This is a genomic window from bacterium (genome assembly GCA_020444065.1).
Classification (GTDB): Bacteria; Sumerlaeota; Sumerlaeia; order SLMS01; family JAHLLQ01; genus JAHLLQ01.
On sequence record JAHLLQ010000003.1, the window covers coordinates 269,176 to 285,613 of the forward strand.

Consider the following 16,438-nt stretch of genomic DNA (forward strand, 5'->3'; position numbering starts at 1 on the left):
CTCAATGAGCCCATGGGGCAATCCCCCGGAGGAAGGAAGATCCAAATGAAGATTCGTTCTCGATTCGTATCGCGTGCCTGTCCACTGGCATCCGCGATTCTGGTTGTCCTACTGATAAGCGCTGTCAGCGCTGCCCCGGAGAGTGCGCCCTTTGTGTATCAAGGATATCTGGAGGATGCCGGTTCGCCGGCGAATGGGACCTACGATCTGGCGATGACACCGTACTTGACTCCAAACGATGGGAGTCCCGCGGCCGACACCTTCTACGCGGACGACACGGTGGTATCCGATGGCGTGTTTTCTGTTGAGCTCGATTTCAGCGGTAAGCTCTTCGAGATGGGCGATTTCCATGTGGAGTTCGCGGTTCGTCCGGGCTCAGTCGACAACGGAGATCGGGATCCCGCGACGTACACCACCCTGAGTCCACGGCAGGCATTCCTTCCGACGCACACGAGCTATCTCGCGCGCAACTCCATGGCGCTCAGCGGTTACACGGCCTCGGATCTACGCAACGCATCCCTCATCAACGCGGGTACGTTGAATTCGGGTCGCTTCTCAGCCTATCTGGATCTGCAGGATGAGGGCAGGATCGGCGCGTCCTCCGGTCAGGTTGCCGCCGGAGATCACCTTCACACGAAGGCAGACTTGACGGACCTCGAACCCATCTCGACAACCCCGGCGGCGGGTACAATCCCCGTCGCCGACGCCTCGGGGAAGTTGAATGCGGCGTGGCTGCCTTCTGCACCCGAGAGGGAACTCCCCAATCCATCCGCAGGCTCCATCAGCGCCGGCACAGCGGTCTCCTATTACGACGGCAGCATTCACGAAGCCAGCTTTGAGTTCCCTGCCATTACAAGTTCGGTGTTTGGCACCTCGACGGAGTTCGAAATCACTGCACTGGACGACACGCATGCGCTGATCGCTTATCGAGACGAAGCAGACGGCAACAGGGGGAAGTTGCGCGTCATGACGATTGACGGCGAGACGATCACGCTGGGGGATCCCGTCGTCTTCTCTGATGATGCGGTGCAGTTGGTTCAGGTCACTGCGCTCTATCCTCACTTGTCATCGCTCTCGCGCTACTTCGTCGTTTCCTACACAACCGTGGTCTCCGGCTTGGACCTGATTGCCCTGGGAGGCTCGGTTCATCCGGATCTCTCTATTGCAGTTGGGGCTCCTCTGACAGTCAGCAACGGGATCGTTACGGAGTTCGACCTGGAGGGAAGCGGTGACAATACGGTAACGATCGCCTTTATCAATCCTCATGATTCAAACAGGCCAACACTCGAGCTCCTCTTCTTATCAAATGCCACCCTGGGAGTTTTGGAATACTCATCACAGGTGGTGAGCACAGGATCCAGCAACGTGGTCGCACTCGCTTCGATCAGCGAGAATGATGTCCTTGTCGCTTATGATAACGGCAACAACTCCGGCAAGCTGACAGTTATTCACGCCTCTATGGAGATCGGAAACAACATTCAGATCGTCCTTGGTGCGAAGAAGAACCTTAACTCTGTGCCCACACGGATTCGGATGGCTCCGGTTGGGCAAAATCTCGTGGCTCTCGCCTACGAAAGAAGCGGTGTTTCCTACTCTTATCTCCATTGTTTCCAAGTCAGCGGCGACCCCTTGGTCTCGCTCACGCGACAGACCTTCGGTACGGCCGCCGATCTGGTTCGCGTGGAGTCTGGCGTATTCGCCGCCGTTTCCCAGGACACAGACCTTATTACGACTGCATTCGATGCGTTTGAAGGAGACATTTTCGAAGGTCCTGAAACAACAATCGCAGCCGGCAGTGGCTATTACTCCAGCATCACGTCGTTCGGAGGTCCGAACATTCTGGTCGCCTACAGTACTGGGTCGGCCAGCGTTGCTCTGTGTCGCTATGCGAAACCGATCGGAGTGGCGACTCAAACTTCCACCAACCCCGTCCCCACGCTGCTCGATGGCATTGCGAATGCCTACACGGGGCTCGCGCCAGGCGCGGACTACTACCTGGAATGGGCGACAGGTAACCTGACGCCGGATCGAGGTTGGGTGAAGGTGGGGCGCGCCGTTTCCGATACGGAGTTGCTATTGGATATCGAGTAGCGGACGAGCCTACTTGATCTTGAAGTCGAAGTCTTTATCGCTATTGATCGTGCCCTTGCCGACGGAGTCGGGGATGTAGAAGAGTGTACCCATTCCGCCGCCGATCCAGGTGAAGTGCCCGCGCAGGCCAAGCGGCCCAATGCCGATCCCGCCGAGCGGCCAGAGATCCAGATTCAAAATCTCGCCCGGTTGTTGCTCGTTGTTCATGATGTCGATCTGCAGAACATCCCCGTCGTAACCGCGCAAGTCGGTGTAGCTGAGGTACCCGCCAAGCTTGCCCTCGTAGCGGAAGTGCTTCTGGAAGAGCCCCGGGCCCGTGCGTATCGACGTGCAGCCGGTCAGCAGGACCGCGGCTGCCAGAATGAATATGAAGTGCATACGTTTCATAGGGGCTCTCCAACAATCTTTTGGGGCATCGGGCAGATACTTCACCATTCACTGGTGAGCCTATTGTCATGCGGTTTGGCCGTCCAGCCGGAAAGTGTGTCAATTATAGTATATTTGAGACCGAAACGCGTTGACGATACCAGTCTGAGGGCGCTATTGCCCTGCATTGTCAGACCAGAGAAGGAGTTCTTGGCGCATCGCGACTGCGGGACATGGTGCGCTTGCCAGGAGGCGGAGGGACGCGAGGCAATTCGGGGCCGGGGGATCGGCTGTACCGAAGGATTCTTCATTTGATCACTGTCCAAGCGTCCGTATCTGACAATCACACCCTCTACGGGGTCTGGAGCGGATCATGATACTCGAGCGTCTCGCTATGCGTGGCCGTGGGCAGTTTGCCGCGGCGATCTTCTGCTGCTTGTCGGTGGCGATCTTTTGTGGGCTTTCCACTCCAGGTCTTTCTTTCCTGCCGCCCATCACGATTCCTCCTCCGTCGCCGGAATACTATGGCTTCTTCGGAAATGCCGTCGGTCTGGACGATGTGGATGGCGACGGGGCCGGCGATTTCCTGATTAGTAGTTCGACCACCACGTATCTCTACTCAGGCGACACTCAGTCGATCATCACTGCGTTTCCAGGCGGCTACCGCGGTCTGACGAACGATGTGGACGGCGATGGTCTGCCGGAGGTGGTCGTTGATTCCAGTGGGACCCTGGAAGTTTATCGTCTGGATAGCACGTATGTTTATACGATCAGTGGAGTAAGCGGTTTCATGGCGTCGGGAATCGACGACGTGACGGGTGATGGAATCTCCGATCTCCTCTATTGGGATACTAGTAACCTGAACCTGATTTCCGGTGCTGATGGGTCGACGATCATCTGGATCGTTCCGCTTTCCTTTAACGGGATGATCGCGCCGATGGCCAAGGGAATCGACGATATTGATGGGGATGGTTGGAGTGACGTTCTCGTCCAGGATCCGGGCGCGACCGTGGGTGGCGTACAAAATGCCGGGCGGATTTTCTTCCTCTCTTCTCAGTCCGGACTCGAAATCCCGCGGCAGAATACCATCACGAATGAGGTTGATGCCTTCTATGGAATGTCGGCGACGCCGATCCCCGATGTAGACGGGGACGGGATCGAGGACTTTGCGATTGGTGCGCCCGGAGTATATCCTGCGGGGCATGTGCATGTCGTCTCGGGAGCAACCGGCTGGGAGATCTCGCGTTTCCGCGAACTGCAGACCTCCTCCTTCTACATCAATGGAGATGGTGTTGAGGATGCTTGGGACTTGTACGGTCAGACCTACTCCCTGACAGGGCTGGGGACTTCGATCTGTGTCTTGCCCGGCTTCGGCGGCCAGGGCATTGGCGGCTTTGTCGTCGGCGCGCCGACGGGTCCGGATACTTTCTATCAGTTTATCACCAATATTGGCCTTCCCGGGGGCTACGGGCGGGCGATTGTATACGGCGGAAAACAGGCACAAATCTGCCAAAGCTTGCCGCCATACGGCGGAACTACCTGCACGGACGCGTACACATGGAGTGCCTTTGATCCTCCGGCACAGAATCCCATCATGGCTTCACCGGATCCGAATCCCTGGGGCGGACATCACGGACGGCGCTTTGGATGGGGTGTGACGGCCGTTCCGGATATTAACGGCGATGGAGCCTCGGAGGTTCTCGTCTCCGATCCGATGATCGGGCTCGAGGTTGGGCAGCCGGAATTGAGCGGACGAGCGTACTTGTATATGTCATATGCCTCTACGGACGTTTGGCCGACAGACATCGACTTCGGATCGGTAACTCCGGATGTGGTCCATGCCGAGCAGTTTGCCACGATTCGCAATCGCGGCACAGCCCCAATCGGATTCGACACTCCGGCCTACGCAATTACGGGCGCGGATTCGAGTTACTTCAGCGTATCGGACGCCCCGTCGACAGATTCACTGGCGATTGGCGAGGCCCATCCCTTCAAGGTCTCATTTACGCCGACCGGACTGGATTTCGGTCCCAAGTCGGCCCAACTGGAAGTCTACACGATTCCGGCAGGCACAGCGGGCCCGGCCCTGGCAGGGCTCTACTCGTCCGTGAAGGTCTTCCCATCCATCTTGCAGGTCTTCGCCGATACGACGGTCGGCGAGGCATCCGACAGTCGTCAGTTCCGTCTCCAGAACTTCTCTCCCACGCCTTTGACGTTCACCGGCGACGCGGTCTCATTCCAGGGAGCCAATCCTGGCGACTTCCAGTTTGCTACGCCGCCGGATTTCTCGCCGCTGGCGCAGGATGAGATCCGCATCTTCCAGGTGCAGTTTGCACCGACAATGATGGGTGATCGCCAGGCGATCCTGCGGTTTGAGACTTCGGATCCGTACGAGCCCCTCATCGAGGTCGACCTCAGTGGATACGGCGCCTGGGTAACTCCGCAGGCGATTGACTTCGGGAGCGTGGAGCCGGGAATGCATCCCGCCCAGACGATTACGATCACAAACTTCTCAACCGAAGTCATCAACTTCATGTGGCCGTTTATCAGCATCGAAGGACCGGATACGGAGATGTTCCGCTTTGAGCGCGGTCCGCTGACGACGCCGCTGCATCCGGGCGAGTCGCGCGAGATTGGCGTTCACTTCGCTCCGACATTGGCTGGCGAGTTCTCGGCGCGCGTGCAGTTCTACACAGATTTCGCAGCAGAGCCCAGTCCATCCGTCAACCTCCAAGGGACATGTTCATTCCTCCCGGATTACGCGATGTTGACGCACTTCCAGGCGGAGCCGACATCCGGCATTGATGTGCGAATCGGGTATTTCCACCCAGCGAATGCCTGGCACGATGAGACGCTCTTCCCTGGCCTCACGATTCCGCCAGGCTACGAACTCGTGACTCCAGTCGAAGCGGATAGCCCGAGCGATTTCTTTGGGCTGTCGACGAGGCTGGACGGTTTCGAGTTCTCGATCTTCGAAATCGACGCAGACATCGGCAACACGGATGTTGCATACACCACGGATACCATCCTCTACAATGGGAACGACCTTTGTATCGATGCCGATGGCACCATCGTCACGGCTGATTCCGAAGGGATTGTTCGGATCGACCCGGATACGCTTGAGCGTACACTGCTGATTCCATGGTTTGATCTGTATTTGGAGGGATACCCTCAGCCAGGCGTCGATGTGATTCGCACGGACTCGCTGGGGCGCATCTGGTTTTCGCGGTATGGCCTGTGGCGGTTCGATCCTTCGACATCCGATATCGATCATGCTTCGCAGCCCGGAGTAACCTCATTTGTACTGACTGCATCGAATGAGGCAATCATCCAACACGACTACGGGTTCTATTCGATCGATCCGGATACGCTTATAGAGACTTTGATCTACGAGCAGCCATACGCGAGCAGCGAACCACCCAATCTCCCCGAGAACATCCCGATGGCAATGATGCCGGACGGGCGAGTAGTGTGCATCGACACCTATGCGACTTACATGTACCGCGATAGGGTCCGCGCCTTCATTCTGGATCCGGACAGTTCCAGCGTTCAGATCAGCGGTTCCTCTCCGACGAGTAGCGTCCCGAGTGGCGTGAACGAGTATGCGATTTCGCTCGGCGCAGAATATCGTCCGGGGCTTTCGTTGCTCGATCCATTCACCGACTACACGTTTGCCGGAACGCAGATCAGTCTACCGTTCACGGCGACGGGGCTCGGCGGCGACGATGTCACGAGTGTCAGCCTCTATGTGAAGGTCCCAGGGTCGACTTCGTTCGTTGATACCGGGTTGTTTGAGCTCGCCGATTCGGGCGTGTTCAACTACACGCTTGCCAATGGAAACGGCGAGTACCAATTCGCGACGGCGTCCTCGGATGCTTCCGGGCACACCGAGCCGACACCGACGATTGCTGAAGTCATCATTCTGGCGAACACAACTCTCGGCGGAGTCTTCGTCCAATCCACGGGCTCCTCGAATCAGTCCTACATCTTCCCCATGACCCCGGGCCAGGATGCCGTAATCTGGCTGGAGAGTGCGAATGCGGGCGGACAGTTCTCTGTTCAGCGTTCGACACCCCTGGTTCCTCCGACCGGTTTCTCTTCATACTCGCTCATTGATGAGTATCTGACTATCAACGAAGGCACGCCATCCCTGGGGACGAGTTGGAATGCGACGATCTACTGGCAGATCGATCCTGCAAGCGACGACTTGCTGCCGGATCCGATCGAGTACGTCTATCAGTTCGAGGGAGGAAGTTTCCTTGCGCAATACCCCGTTGCCCTTGTCGACAACACGCTGACGATTGGTGGCGTAACGGACTTCAGCGAATGGTACGCTGGCTTCGATCCTCCGCCACCGCCGGCAAAGGCGATCATGCCGCTGCCTGCGGATGGAGCGACGTCGCAGTCCGTCGACCTGACGCTGTATTGGGTGAATGGTGGCGGGGCGGATTCCTTCGATATCTACTTTGGAACAACACCGAGTGTGAGCTATCTTGGGTCGTCATCGCTTGGCCGCTTCGATCTTCCGAGCACGTTGGATTACAGCACGCCGTACTACTGGCGGATCGATTCCATTAACGGCGGTGGAGTAACCACCGGCGATCTGTGGACCTTCAGCACCGCGGCCGGCGATACACCTGCTAGGGCCTATTCGCCGAGCCCCTACATGGCGGAGACCGGCGTTCCGATCGACGCCGACTTGTATTGGCAATCCATCGATGCACCCGGAATGAACGCCTTTGACAATGGCGGCTTCGAGTACGGCTCGTTCGACAACTGGACGGCGACTCAGGGACCGGAAACTGAATACCAGCCTTGGACGATTTCTACTTCGGGCACGACTTCGTATCCTTGTTCACCGACGGACGGGAGCTATTTTGCCCTCAATGGTTTCGATGGTGGGGCGGGGTTGACGTATGATTTGTATCGCGACTTCACAGTTCCTGCGGGAGTAACGTCCGTTTCAGTGAGTTGGGATGAGCGCTTCCAGTGGCAGAATTGGGGGACGCTTCCGCGCGAGTATGAAGTGACCCTCGAGCCAGCCGGCGGCGGAACGCCGATCGCCACGCTGACAACGTTCCAGCTTCCGGCAGGAACTTCGGACGATACCGGTTGGACAAACCAGTCCCACGATTTGTTGGCGATCGACCCGGCTGCGCCGGGAAGCAGCTACAGGCTGCACTTCCACGAATTCGTTCCCGAAGACTTCACGGGACCTGCGCAATTCAACCTGGACAACGTTGCGCTGAACGTGATGCTCAATTCCAATGTCACGTTCCACGTTCATCTCGACACGTTCCGCTCGCCTGCGTGGGTCAGTTCGCAGTCCGAAACGACTTACGACCCGGGCACGATGTCGCCTTCGGAAACGTACTTCTGGCGCATCGATGTGGAGGACAGCGTCGGATACACGATCGGCGATCCTTGGTTCTTTGAGACAGCGCCTCTACCCGATCCGGCGACGAATATCAGCCCGACAAGCGGCTCGCTCGGCATCTCGACGAATACAATGCTCTATTGGGGTACGGGTGCAAACACAGACGGCTTCGATGTGTTCTTCGGCGAGGCCGGCAGTCTTGCGCCGATGGGCTATCAGACCGAATCGTTCTATAACCCAGGCACGTTGGCGCCGCTGACGGACTATGAGTGGCGCATTGATTCAGTTGGCCCGGGAGGAACAACAACGGGCGACGTCTGGGGATTCCAGACGGGCGATATTCCACAGAAGGCCATCAATCCGGATCCAGCGGACGGAGCGACGACGGTTTCGGTTAACTCCACGCTGATCTGGGAAGATGGCGGTGGAGCCGATTTCTTCGATATTTACCTGGGCATTAATGGTCCGGAGTCTTTCTTTACCAGCACGAGTGAGACCTCCTACAATCTCGGCACGATGCCCTACGATGTGGATGTGAATTGGCGCGTCGATTCGTGGAACAGCATTGGGGTACGGACCGGCGACGCGTGGACGTATCATACGGAACCGCCGCCTCCACCGCCAAGCAAGGCGATTAGCCCGAGTCCTGCCGACGGCGCGACGTCGCAGTCGCGTGAACTCCTGCTGACTTGGCAGGATGGCGGGGGAGCAGACACGTTCGATATCTACTTCGGCGAGACGTTCCCGCCAATCTATCAAGGATCCAGCATCATCGGGGAGTTCGATCCGGGCGTTCTGGACTTTGGGAAGACGTACTTCTGGCGCATCGATTCGATTAACGCCGGTGGTGTGACGACCGGCGATCCGTGGTCGTTCTCGACCGCAGCGAATGGCCCGCCATTAAAACCGACGGATCCCTATCCATACGTCGGCATGTCTTACGTCCCAGTCGATACGTCGATGTGGTGGCAATCCGTCGACGCGGCCTTCAGCCAGGAATTCGAGAACGGCGGATTCGAGACCGGGTGGTTTGACTACTGGACGCCGACAGCAAGTGAATCGAGCTACAATTCTTGGACTGTCACGAGTTCGGCCGGCTTCTTCGTACCCGTCTATCCGATAGAGGGCAATTATCTGGCGACTTCAGACTTCGATGGAAATGCAAGCGACACCTTCAACTTGTACCGGGACTTCACGGTTCCCGCCGACGCGGTTTCTGCAGAGATCTCTTGGGACGATCGCATTCAGTGGGACATGCTCGGTGGAACACTCGAGCGACAGTACGATGTGTTGCTGGAGCCGGCTGGCGGTGGAGCGCCGATAGCGACGCTTTATTCGACGACGCTCGCGAATGGTCTCCCAACCTTCAGCGATACGGATTGGATGCCGCACACAGTAGACCTGATGGCGATTGATCCGGGAGCAGCAGGCACCAGCTATCGACTTAGTTTCCAGCTATATGTGCCGGAAAGCTATACTGGACCGGCAATGTATTTCCTCGACGATGTTCAGCTCACGGTGGAAGCAGCCGATGGTGCCACCTTCCACCTGTACATGGCAGAGGCACCCGCTCCGCCGGCATACGTAACCTCGCAGAGCGAGACACTCTACACGCCCTCTCCCTCTCTGAATCCTGGGACGACGTATCTCTGGCGCGTCGATGCGGAGAATCCGTTCGGCTACGTAACGGGAGACGAATGGTACTTCACAACGTATCCGACTCCCGAGTCGGCATACAATCCGTCGCCATATGATGGACAAATCGATGTGAGCCCAACGTCCGGACTGTTCTGGTCCTACGGAGCCTACACGGATTCGTTCGATGTGTACTTCGGAACAAGCGAACCCTTGCCGCTTGTTTCGGATCATCAATCCTGGAGCTACTACTACCCGCCGATGAATCCCCAGGAAACCTACCTGTGGCGGATTGATTCCAACGGCCCAGGCGGTACGACAACCGGTGCGACCTGGAGCTTCACGACGAGCGGTCCGCCGCAGCAGGCGATTAACCCGAGCCCCGCGGACTGGGCGACCTCGCAGCCGCGCGAACTTCTGCTGACCTGGCAGAATGGCGGCGGAGCGACCTCCTACGATGTTTACTTTGGGGACACGTTCCCGCCGATTTATCGACAGAGTGTGAGCTTCGAGGAGTTCGACCCAGGACCGCTCGCGCTCGATACAACGTACTTCTGGCGCATCGATTCTGTGAGTTCAAGCGGCGTGACCACAGGCAACACGTGGAGGTTCTCGACGGTTGTTGTCGGTCCTCCGGTCAAGCCGACCGATCCCTATCCCTTCGACGGCATGGCCAGTGTGGCGGTGGACACGGACATGTGGTGGCAGTCCATCGACGCGGCGACCTCTCAGGAGTTTGAGAACGGTGGCTTCGAGAGCGGTTGGTTCGATTACTGGTATCAAAGTGTGAGTCCGGAATCCTCCTACAACTCCTGGGGCGTGAACTACGATGAACCGAACGCGCCCGAGGGATACTACTACGCCACGAATGCATTCGACGGCGAAGCGAGCCAGACGCTCGATCTGTATCGAGAGTTCACTGTACCGCCAGATGCCACGGCGGTCGACCTGTCCTGGTCGGACCGCATCTCCTGGAGCTATCTGGCGGGAGCTCTCGAGCGCGAATATTATGTTTTCCTGGAGCCGGCTGGCGGCGGCGCACCGATCGCTGTCCTCTACTCGTTCTCGTTACCGAACTTCGTCGAGGACGACACAGGCTGGACAACTCACACAGTTGATCTGCTGTCGGTCGATCCGGCGGCACCGGGAAGCAGCTATCGTTTGCACTTCCAGCAGGTGATTCCCGAGTTCTACACCGGCCCGGCGCAATACTACCTGGACGATGTGCGACTGGACATCCAGCGGCCTAGCGACACGACATTCCACCTCTTCATGTCGGAGGTCCCGGATTCGCCGACATACGTCACGTCTCAAAGCGAGACGATCTACACGCCGTCGCCTTCGTTGAATCCGGGCTCTGCGTACTACTGGCGCGTGGATGCCGAGAATCCGTATGGCTACACGACAGGAGACCAGTGGCTCTTCAGCACGGCTCCACTTCCAGGCCAGGCCACGGTACCAAGTCCATGGGATGGCGAGACTGGCGTGAATCTCTCGTACACCCTGTGGTGGAATTGGCCGACCGACACGCAGACGTTCGATATCTACTTCGGCACTTCGGATACCATGACTCTGGTTTCCACTCAGAATTACATCGGCTACACAACGCCGACGATGGATCCGAATACAACGTACTTCTGGCGTGTCGACTCGATTGGTCCTGGTGGCCGCACAACCGGCATGCTCTGGAGCTTCACGACTGGAGCTCCACCGCAACCTGCCAGCAATCCATGGCCGCCCGACGGAGCGACCGGCATTCCCACCGATCTGACCTTGACGTGGACAGGCGATCCCGCCGCCACGGACTTCGAGGTCTGGCTGGATACGGTCGATCCGCCGACGCTCCCACCTTTGTACACGCCGACGCCGGATTGGTACGTGAGCGGTCTGGCGACGGATCAGACCTACTTCTGGCAGGTCAACAGTTGGGATGGTTCGCAATGGACCTACGGTCCCGTGTGGTCCTTCTCCACGATCAGCACGGGCGGTCCGCCCGAGATGTTCCTGGATCCCCTTAGCATGAATATCAACGTCGAGCCAGGAAACACGGGCCTCGAATCGTTGCTGATTGTCAACAACGCGCCTCCGGGATTTGACGATCTGACCTACAACATCACGACCTGGACAAACGACTTGATCGAGCAATCCGAAGTCGTCGGCAATCCGCTCGCCTCCTGGACCGGTACGGATCGTTATCGCGGCAATCTCTACTATGTTGACAGCGATACGTTGCTGACGGAGATCGAGTCCTGGCTGGACTACCAGTCCGGCGGTTTGAACTTCGTTGTTCTGGAGTCCACGGATCGGTACGGATCGTTCAACATGGTCCAGGATGTCTGGGCCAGTCCCGCGACGCCGGGCGTGGGTTACCACTCCAGCGGTCCGATGAACGTGATGCTGCAAGCCGGGCACTACTATATGATCGGCGTCGGTTGGGGACTGGATACGGTGGCCTACTACGGCGATATGGACCCGGGTCCCCATTCGGTCAGCTTCGGACAACAAGTGACCGGCTGGTACGCGAACGAGTTCCCGATTCTGCATCCGGCTCCGGCCCAGGAGACGGTGACGAACTTCGTCCAGCGTCTGACGACCGGGCATTCCTGGCTGTCGATCGAGTCGGGGTCGATCGCTGCGCCGAGCGGCACTTTGCCGCCGACGGATGGTGGAACGATCAATGTCGTGGCCGATTCAACGGGCCTGCCCGATGGCATCTACGAAGGGCACCTGATGATTGCCACAAACGATCCCGATCCGCCGACATCCGATGTGCTTGTTCTGATGATCGTGAACACGCCTCCGTCGGTGCAGAGCGTCGACCCGCCGACAAGCACGACGGTGCAGGTGCCGACGCTCGAGCTCGTGTTCGAGTTCAGCGAGCCCGTGTTCGATCTGGACATCGGCGACCTGGGCGTGAGCGGCGACGCCGCCTCGGCAGCCGTCGTTCTTCCGCCGGTGCAGCTTGGTCCGACGACGTGGAGCTACACGATCGATGCGCTCGTGCCCGGGTGGCTCAGCGTTGAGCTCGGCATCGTGCCGGGCGGCATTGTGGACGATCTCGGCACGGAGCTCTCAGGACCGAACGTCTATGGCTACACCGTTCAGGATACTCCGAGCGGACTGCCCGGCGACGAGGATCACAACGGCGAGGTGACGCTGTTCGAACTGAACGCCGTGATCATTGCCTACCGTGGCCTGGGCCCGGCTCCGAGTAGCGCGGACATCGATCCGACCGACGGCACGATCTCGCTCGGCGAACTGAACGCGGTGGTACTGGCCTACCGAGGCCTGTGGCCGCCTTCCGGAATGCAGTCGAACATGGGGACGGCGACACCAACTCCCGTGTCGACGCAACCCAGCACCCCAACCGCCACCCCGACGGTTACGCCCATCTTTCCGTGAGAGTAGGGGCGGAACTCTGTGTGTAACCGATCATCGTAATGTCCCACCCGAGAAACGGCCTTGCTTCGGCAGGGCCGTTTCTCGTAGATGCGCTTGGACGAAGGAAGCCGATGCAAGAAGAACTCCCTTTTCAAATTCAAGCCCAGCCGAATGAGACGACATGCGGTGCGACTTGTCTGCATGCCGTGTATCGCTACTTCGGTGACGACATCCCGTTGAACAACCTGGTGGAGGAAGTGCCCCAGCTCGAAGGTGGCGGCACTCTGGCCGCCTTCCTCGGGTGCCACGCGCTGAAGCGTGGATACCGGGCGCGAATCTATACCTACAATTTGAAGGCTTTCGATCCGACCTGGTTTTCGAAGGACGACGTGGATTTGCGCGAGCGGCTGAAGGCGCAGCTCGAATTCAAGCACAGCCGGAAGCTGCGCGTCGTGACGCGTGGTTATCGTGAGTTCCTGAAGCTCGGCGGCAAGATCCACTTCGAGGACCTTCGCACGTCGCTGATCCGCCGGTTCCTGAAGAAGGGCATTCCGATCATCACGGGGCTCAGCGCCACCTATCTGTATCGAATCCCCCGCGAGTTTGGGCCGAAGGCAGACTCGGACGATCTGCGCGGAGAACCCTCCGGGCACTTCGTCGTGCTGTGCGGGTACGACTCGGCGACGCACGAGGTCGTCGTGGCCGATCCGCTGCGACCGAATCCGCCTTTCCAACGTCACGTCTATCGGATCGAAATCGAGCGCGTCATCTGCGCTATTCTGCTTGGCATCCTGACCGATGATGCCAATTTGCTGGTTCTGGAAGCTCCCCCCGGCGAAAGGAAATCCGCCCCTCAATGAGTAACCTGATCGTTGTGAACGATCCCAAGGACTGGCCTATCGATACCCCTGGCGTGCAAGTTGTCGCCGCCCGTGCGTACCTGACCGATCCTGCTTTTGCTCAACTCCGACAAGCCAAGGTCTTCAACCTGTGCCGTTCGTATCGCTACCAGGCGCTGGGTTACTACGTCTCGCTCCTGGCCGCGGCCCGCGGGCACAAGACGCTGCCGGCGGTGAACACGATTCAAGACCTCAAGTCGATGACCCTGATCCGATTCGTGTCTGAGGACCTGGAGCGGGAAATCAATCGCAGCCTGGCGCCGATTCAATCGAGCAAGTTCACGCTCAGCATCTATTTCGGAAAGAACGTTGCGAAGCGCTACGACCGCTTGAGCAGCCAACTGTTCCGCTACTTCCCGGCGCCGCTGATGCAGGCGCACTTCGTCAATGGCAAGGACGGTTGGGTGATGCAGAACATCGGCCCGATCGGCGCCAGTGAGATTCCCGCCGGGCATCACGAGGTGGTGCTCGAGTTTGCGCGGGAGTACTTCGAGAAGCGTCCGTTGCCGAGCGGCGTCGACGTGCCGTCGGGGCGCTACAGCATGGCGATTCTATTCAGCGGTGAGGAGGAAATGTCACCGTCGGATACGAAAGCCATCGCGCGATTCCAGCGCGCATTCGAGAAGCTGGACTTCGACGTCGAGATTATCACGCGCGACGATTACGGCCGGCTGGCAGAGTTCGATGCGCTCTTTATTCGCGATCTGACCGGCGTGAATCATCACTCGTATCGATTCGCGCGGCGGGCGAAAGCTGAGGGCCTCGTCGTCATTGACGACCCCGATTCGATCCTGCGTTGCACGAACAAGGTCTTCCTGGCGGAGTTGCTGACTCGCGCGAAAATCCCGACTCCGAAAACGGTGATCCTGCACCGGGACAACATCAACGAGATGGCCGACACGATCGGTCTTCCGTGCATTTTGAAGCAGCCCGACAGCTCTTTCTCCCAAGGCGTCGTAAAGGTCGACACCGAAGAGGAGTTGCAGGCTGAGGCAAAGCGTTTCCTGGAACGCTCGGAACTCGTGATCGCTCAGGAATTCCTGCCGACCGCCTTCGACTGGCGAATTGGCATATTGGATCGCCAGCCGTTGTATGTCTGCCGTTACCACATGGCGAGGTCGCATTGGCAGATCGTGAAGCGCGACGCCGGTGGAAAGGAGCGATGGGGCAAGTCGGAGACGATTCCACTCTGGCAGGCGCCTCCAAACGTCGTGCAGACGGCAGTGCGGGCGGCGAACCTGATTGGCGATGGGCTGTATGGTGTGGACCTGAAGGAATCGAACGGCAATTGCTACATCATCGAGATCAACGACAACCCGGACATCGTGGCGGGCTACGAGGATGCGGATTCGAAGGATCAACTGTACCAGCGATTCGCCGAGGTCTTCCTGAACCGCATCGAACGAAAGAAAGAACGGCGGGCCCATCGATGACATCCCCTCTTCATTTATTCGAAGGATTCGGCGTCGAGTTGGAGTACATGATCGTCGACTCAGAAACACTGTCGGTTCGCTCGATTGCGGACGAACTGCTGATGGCCGAGGCAGGGGAGTACGTCAGCGATGTGGAACGCGGCGACCTGGATTGGTCGAACGAGTTGGCGCTGCATGTGATCGAGCTGAAAACCGCCGGGCCGGCTGCCGACTTGGGCGGGTTGGCGGGAAAATTCCAGCGCGATGTCGATGCTGCGAACGAGTTGCTGGCGCCGATGGGGGCGCGCCTGATGCCCGGCGCGATGCATCCGTGGATGGATCCGTTCACGGAGATGAAGCTGTGGCCACACGAGTACAGTCCAATCTACGAGGCGTACAATCGCATCTTCGATTGCCGCGGCCACGGTTGGGCGAATTTGCAGAGCACGCACATCAACCTGCCATTCTGCGGGGACGAGGAATTCGGTCGCCTGCATGCCGCGATTCGCGTTCTGCTGCCGATCCTTCCTGCGCTGGCGGCGAGTTCGCCTGTCTACAACGGAGCCGCCGGGCCCGGCCTGGATTGTCGGCTGAAGGTCTATCAAAGCAACCAGCGGCGGATTCCTTCGGTGGCCGGCGCAGTCATTCCTGAACCGGTCTTCACGCGTGGGGATTATGAGGAGCGCATTTTCGCACCGATGTTCCGGGACATCGCTCCGCATGATCCGGACAAGATTCTGCAGGGCGAATTCCTGAACAGCCGCGGCGCCATCGCGCGCTTCGGCCGCGGGTCGATCGAGATCCGTGTGCTGGACATCCAGGAATGCCCCGAGGCGGACTTGGCGGTGGTTGCCCTGATTGTGGAAGTGCTGCGCGCGCTCGTTGCCGAGACCTGGACCAGTGGCGAGGAGCAGCGCGGGTGGGAAGTCGGGGAGTTGGCTGAGATTCTCGCGCGTACAATAGAGAAGGCCGAGGAAGCCGTTCTGGACGATCCGTGGTACCTGGCCCTGTTTGGTTTTGCGGGGGAACGGGCGACGGCGGGGGAGCTGTGGCATCACCTGGCGGCGGATCTGCTGCCGGATGGTGAATCTCGCCGGGCGCTGGACCTGATCTTGACCCGCGGACCCCTCGCGAGGCGGATTCTGTGGGCGGTGGGCGGGGATTTCTCTCCCGGGCGCCTTGCTGCCGTTTATGGCGATTTATGCGATTGTTTGCGCGATGGACGCCTTTTTGGGGCCTAGTCAGCCCCTATTCTGACAAAAGGTGCAGCGTTTTAG

The 16,438-nt window shown here is 58.8% G+C and carries 6 protein-coding genes; 5 read left to right on the plus strand and 1 reads right to left on the minus strand.

Annotation, left to right across the window (positions count from 1 at the left end; translation table 11 throughout):
• Positions 1-45 precede the first annotated feature (45 nt).
• Positions 46-2,091: a hypothetical protein gene (locus KQI84_08860; protein ID MCB2154984.1), complete on the plus strand. Its 2,046-nt coding sequence runs from the start codon at positions 46-48 to the stop codon at positions 2,089-2,091.
• A gap of 9 nt (positions 2,092-2,100) precedes the next feature.
• On the opposite strand, the gene KQI84_08865 is transcribed toward KQI84_08860, so the two are convergent.
• Positions 2,101-2,478 carry a hypothetical protein gene (locus tag KQI84_08865; protein MCB2154985.1) on the minus strand — a complete coding sequence of 126 codons (378 nt, stop codon included), beginning with the start codon at positions 2,476-2,478 and terminating at the stop codon, positions 2,101-2,103.
• A 352-nt stretch (positions 2,479-2,830) separates the two neighbouring features.
• On the opposite strand from KQI84_08865, the gene KQI84_08870 reads away from it, so the two are divergent.
• The 4 genes from KQI84_08870 (at position 2,831) to KQI84_08885 (ending at position 16,402) form a co-directional block, all read left to right on the plus strand.
• Positions 2,831-12,871, plus strand: a complete 10,041-nt coding sequence (locus tag KQI84_08870; GenBank protein MCB2154986.1) for a choice-of-anchor D domain-containing protein — start codon at positions 2,831-2,833, stop codon at positions 12,869-12,871.
• 110 nt (positions 12,872-12,981) lie between these two features.
• Positions 12,982-13,710 carry a C39 family peptidase gene (locus KQI84_08875; GenBank protein ID MCB2154987.1) on the plus strand — a complete coding sequence of 243 codons (729 nt, stop codon included), beginning with the start codon at positions 12,982-12,984 and terminating at the stop codon, positions 13,708-13,710.
• A complete protein-coding gene (locus tag KQI84_08880; GenBank protein ID MCB2154988.1) occupies positions 13,707-15,182 on the plus strand; it encodes a RimK family protein in 1,476 nt (491 codons plus the stop codon). The genes KQI84_08875 and KQI84_08880 overlap by 4 nt, the downstream gene beginning before the upstream one ends.
• A complete protein-coding gene (locus KQI84_08885; protein ID MCB2154989.1) occupies positions 15,179-16,402 on the plus strand; it encodes a glutamate--cysteine ligase in 1,224 nt (407 codons plus the stop codon). The genes KQI84_08880 and KQI84_08885 overlap by 4 nt, the downstream gene beginning before the upstream one ends.
• Positions 16,403-16,438 lie beyond the last annotated feature (36 nt).

Excerpts from the sequence above, each read along its gene's own strand:
- KQI84_08860 (MCB2154984.1), top strand. The coding sequence starts at position 46 with ATGAAGATTCGTTCTCGATTCGTATCGCGTGCCTGTCCACTGGCATCC.
- KQI84_08865 (MCB2154985.1), bottom strand. The coding sequence starts at position 2,478 with ATGAAACGTATGCACTTCATATTCATTCTGGCAGCCGCGGTCCTGCTG.
- KQI84_08870 (MCB2154986.1), top strand. The coding sequence starts at position 2,831 with ATGATACTCGAGCGTCTCGCTATGCGTGGCCGTGGGCAGTTTGCCGCG.
- KQI84_08875 (MCB2154987.1), top strand. The coding sequence starts at position 12,982 with ATGCAAGAAGAACTCCCTTTTCAAATTCAAGCCCAGCCGAATGAGACG.
- KQI84_08880 (MCB2154988.1), top strand. The coding sequence starts at position 13,707 with ATGAGTAACCTGATCGTTGTGAACGATCCCAAGGACTGGCCTATCGAT.
- KQI84_08885 (MCB2154989.1), top strand. The coding sequence starts at position 15,179 with ATGACATCCCCTCTTCATTTATTCGAAGGATTCGGCGTCGAGTTGGAG.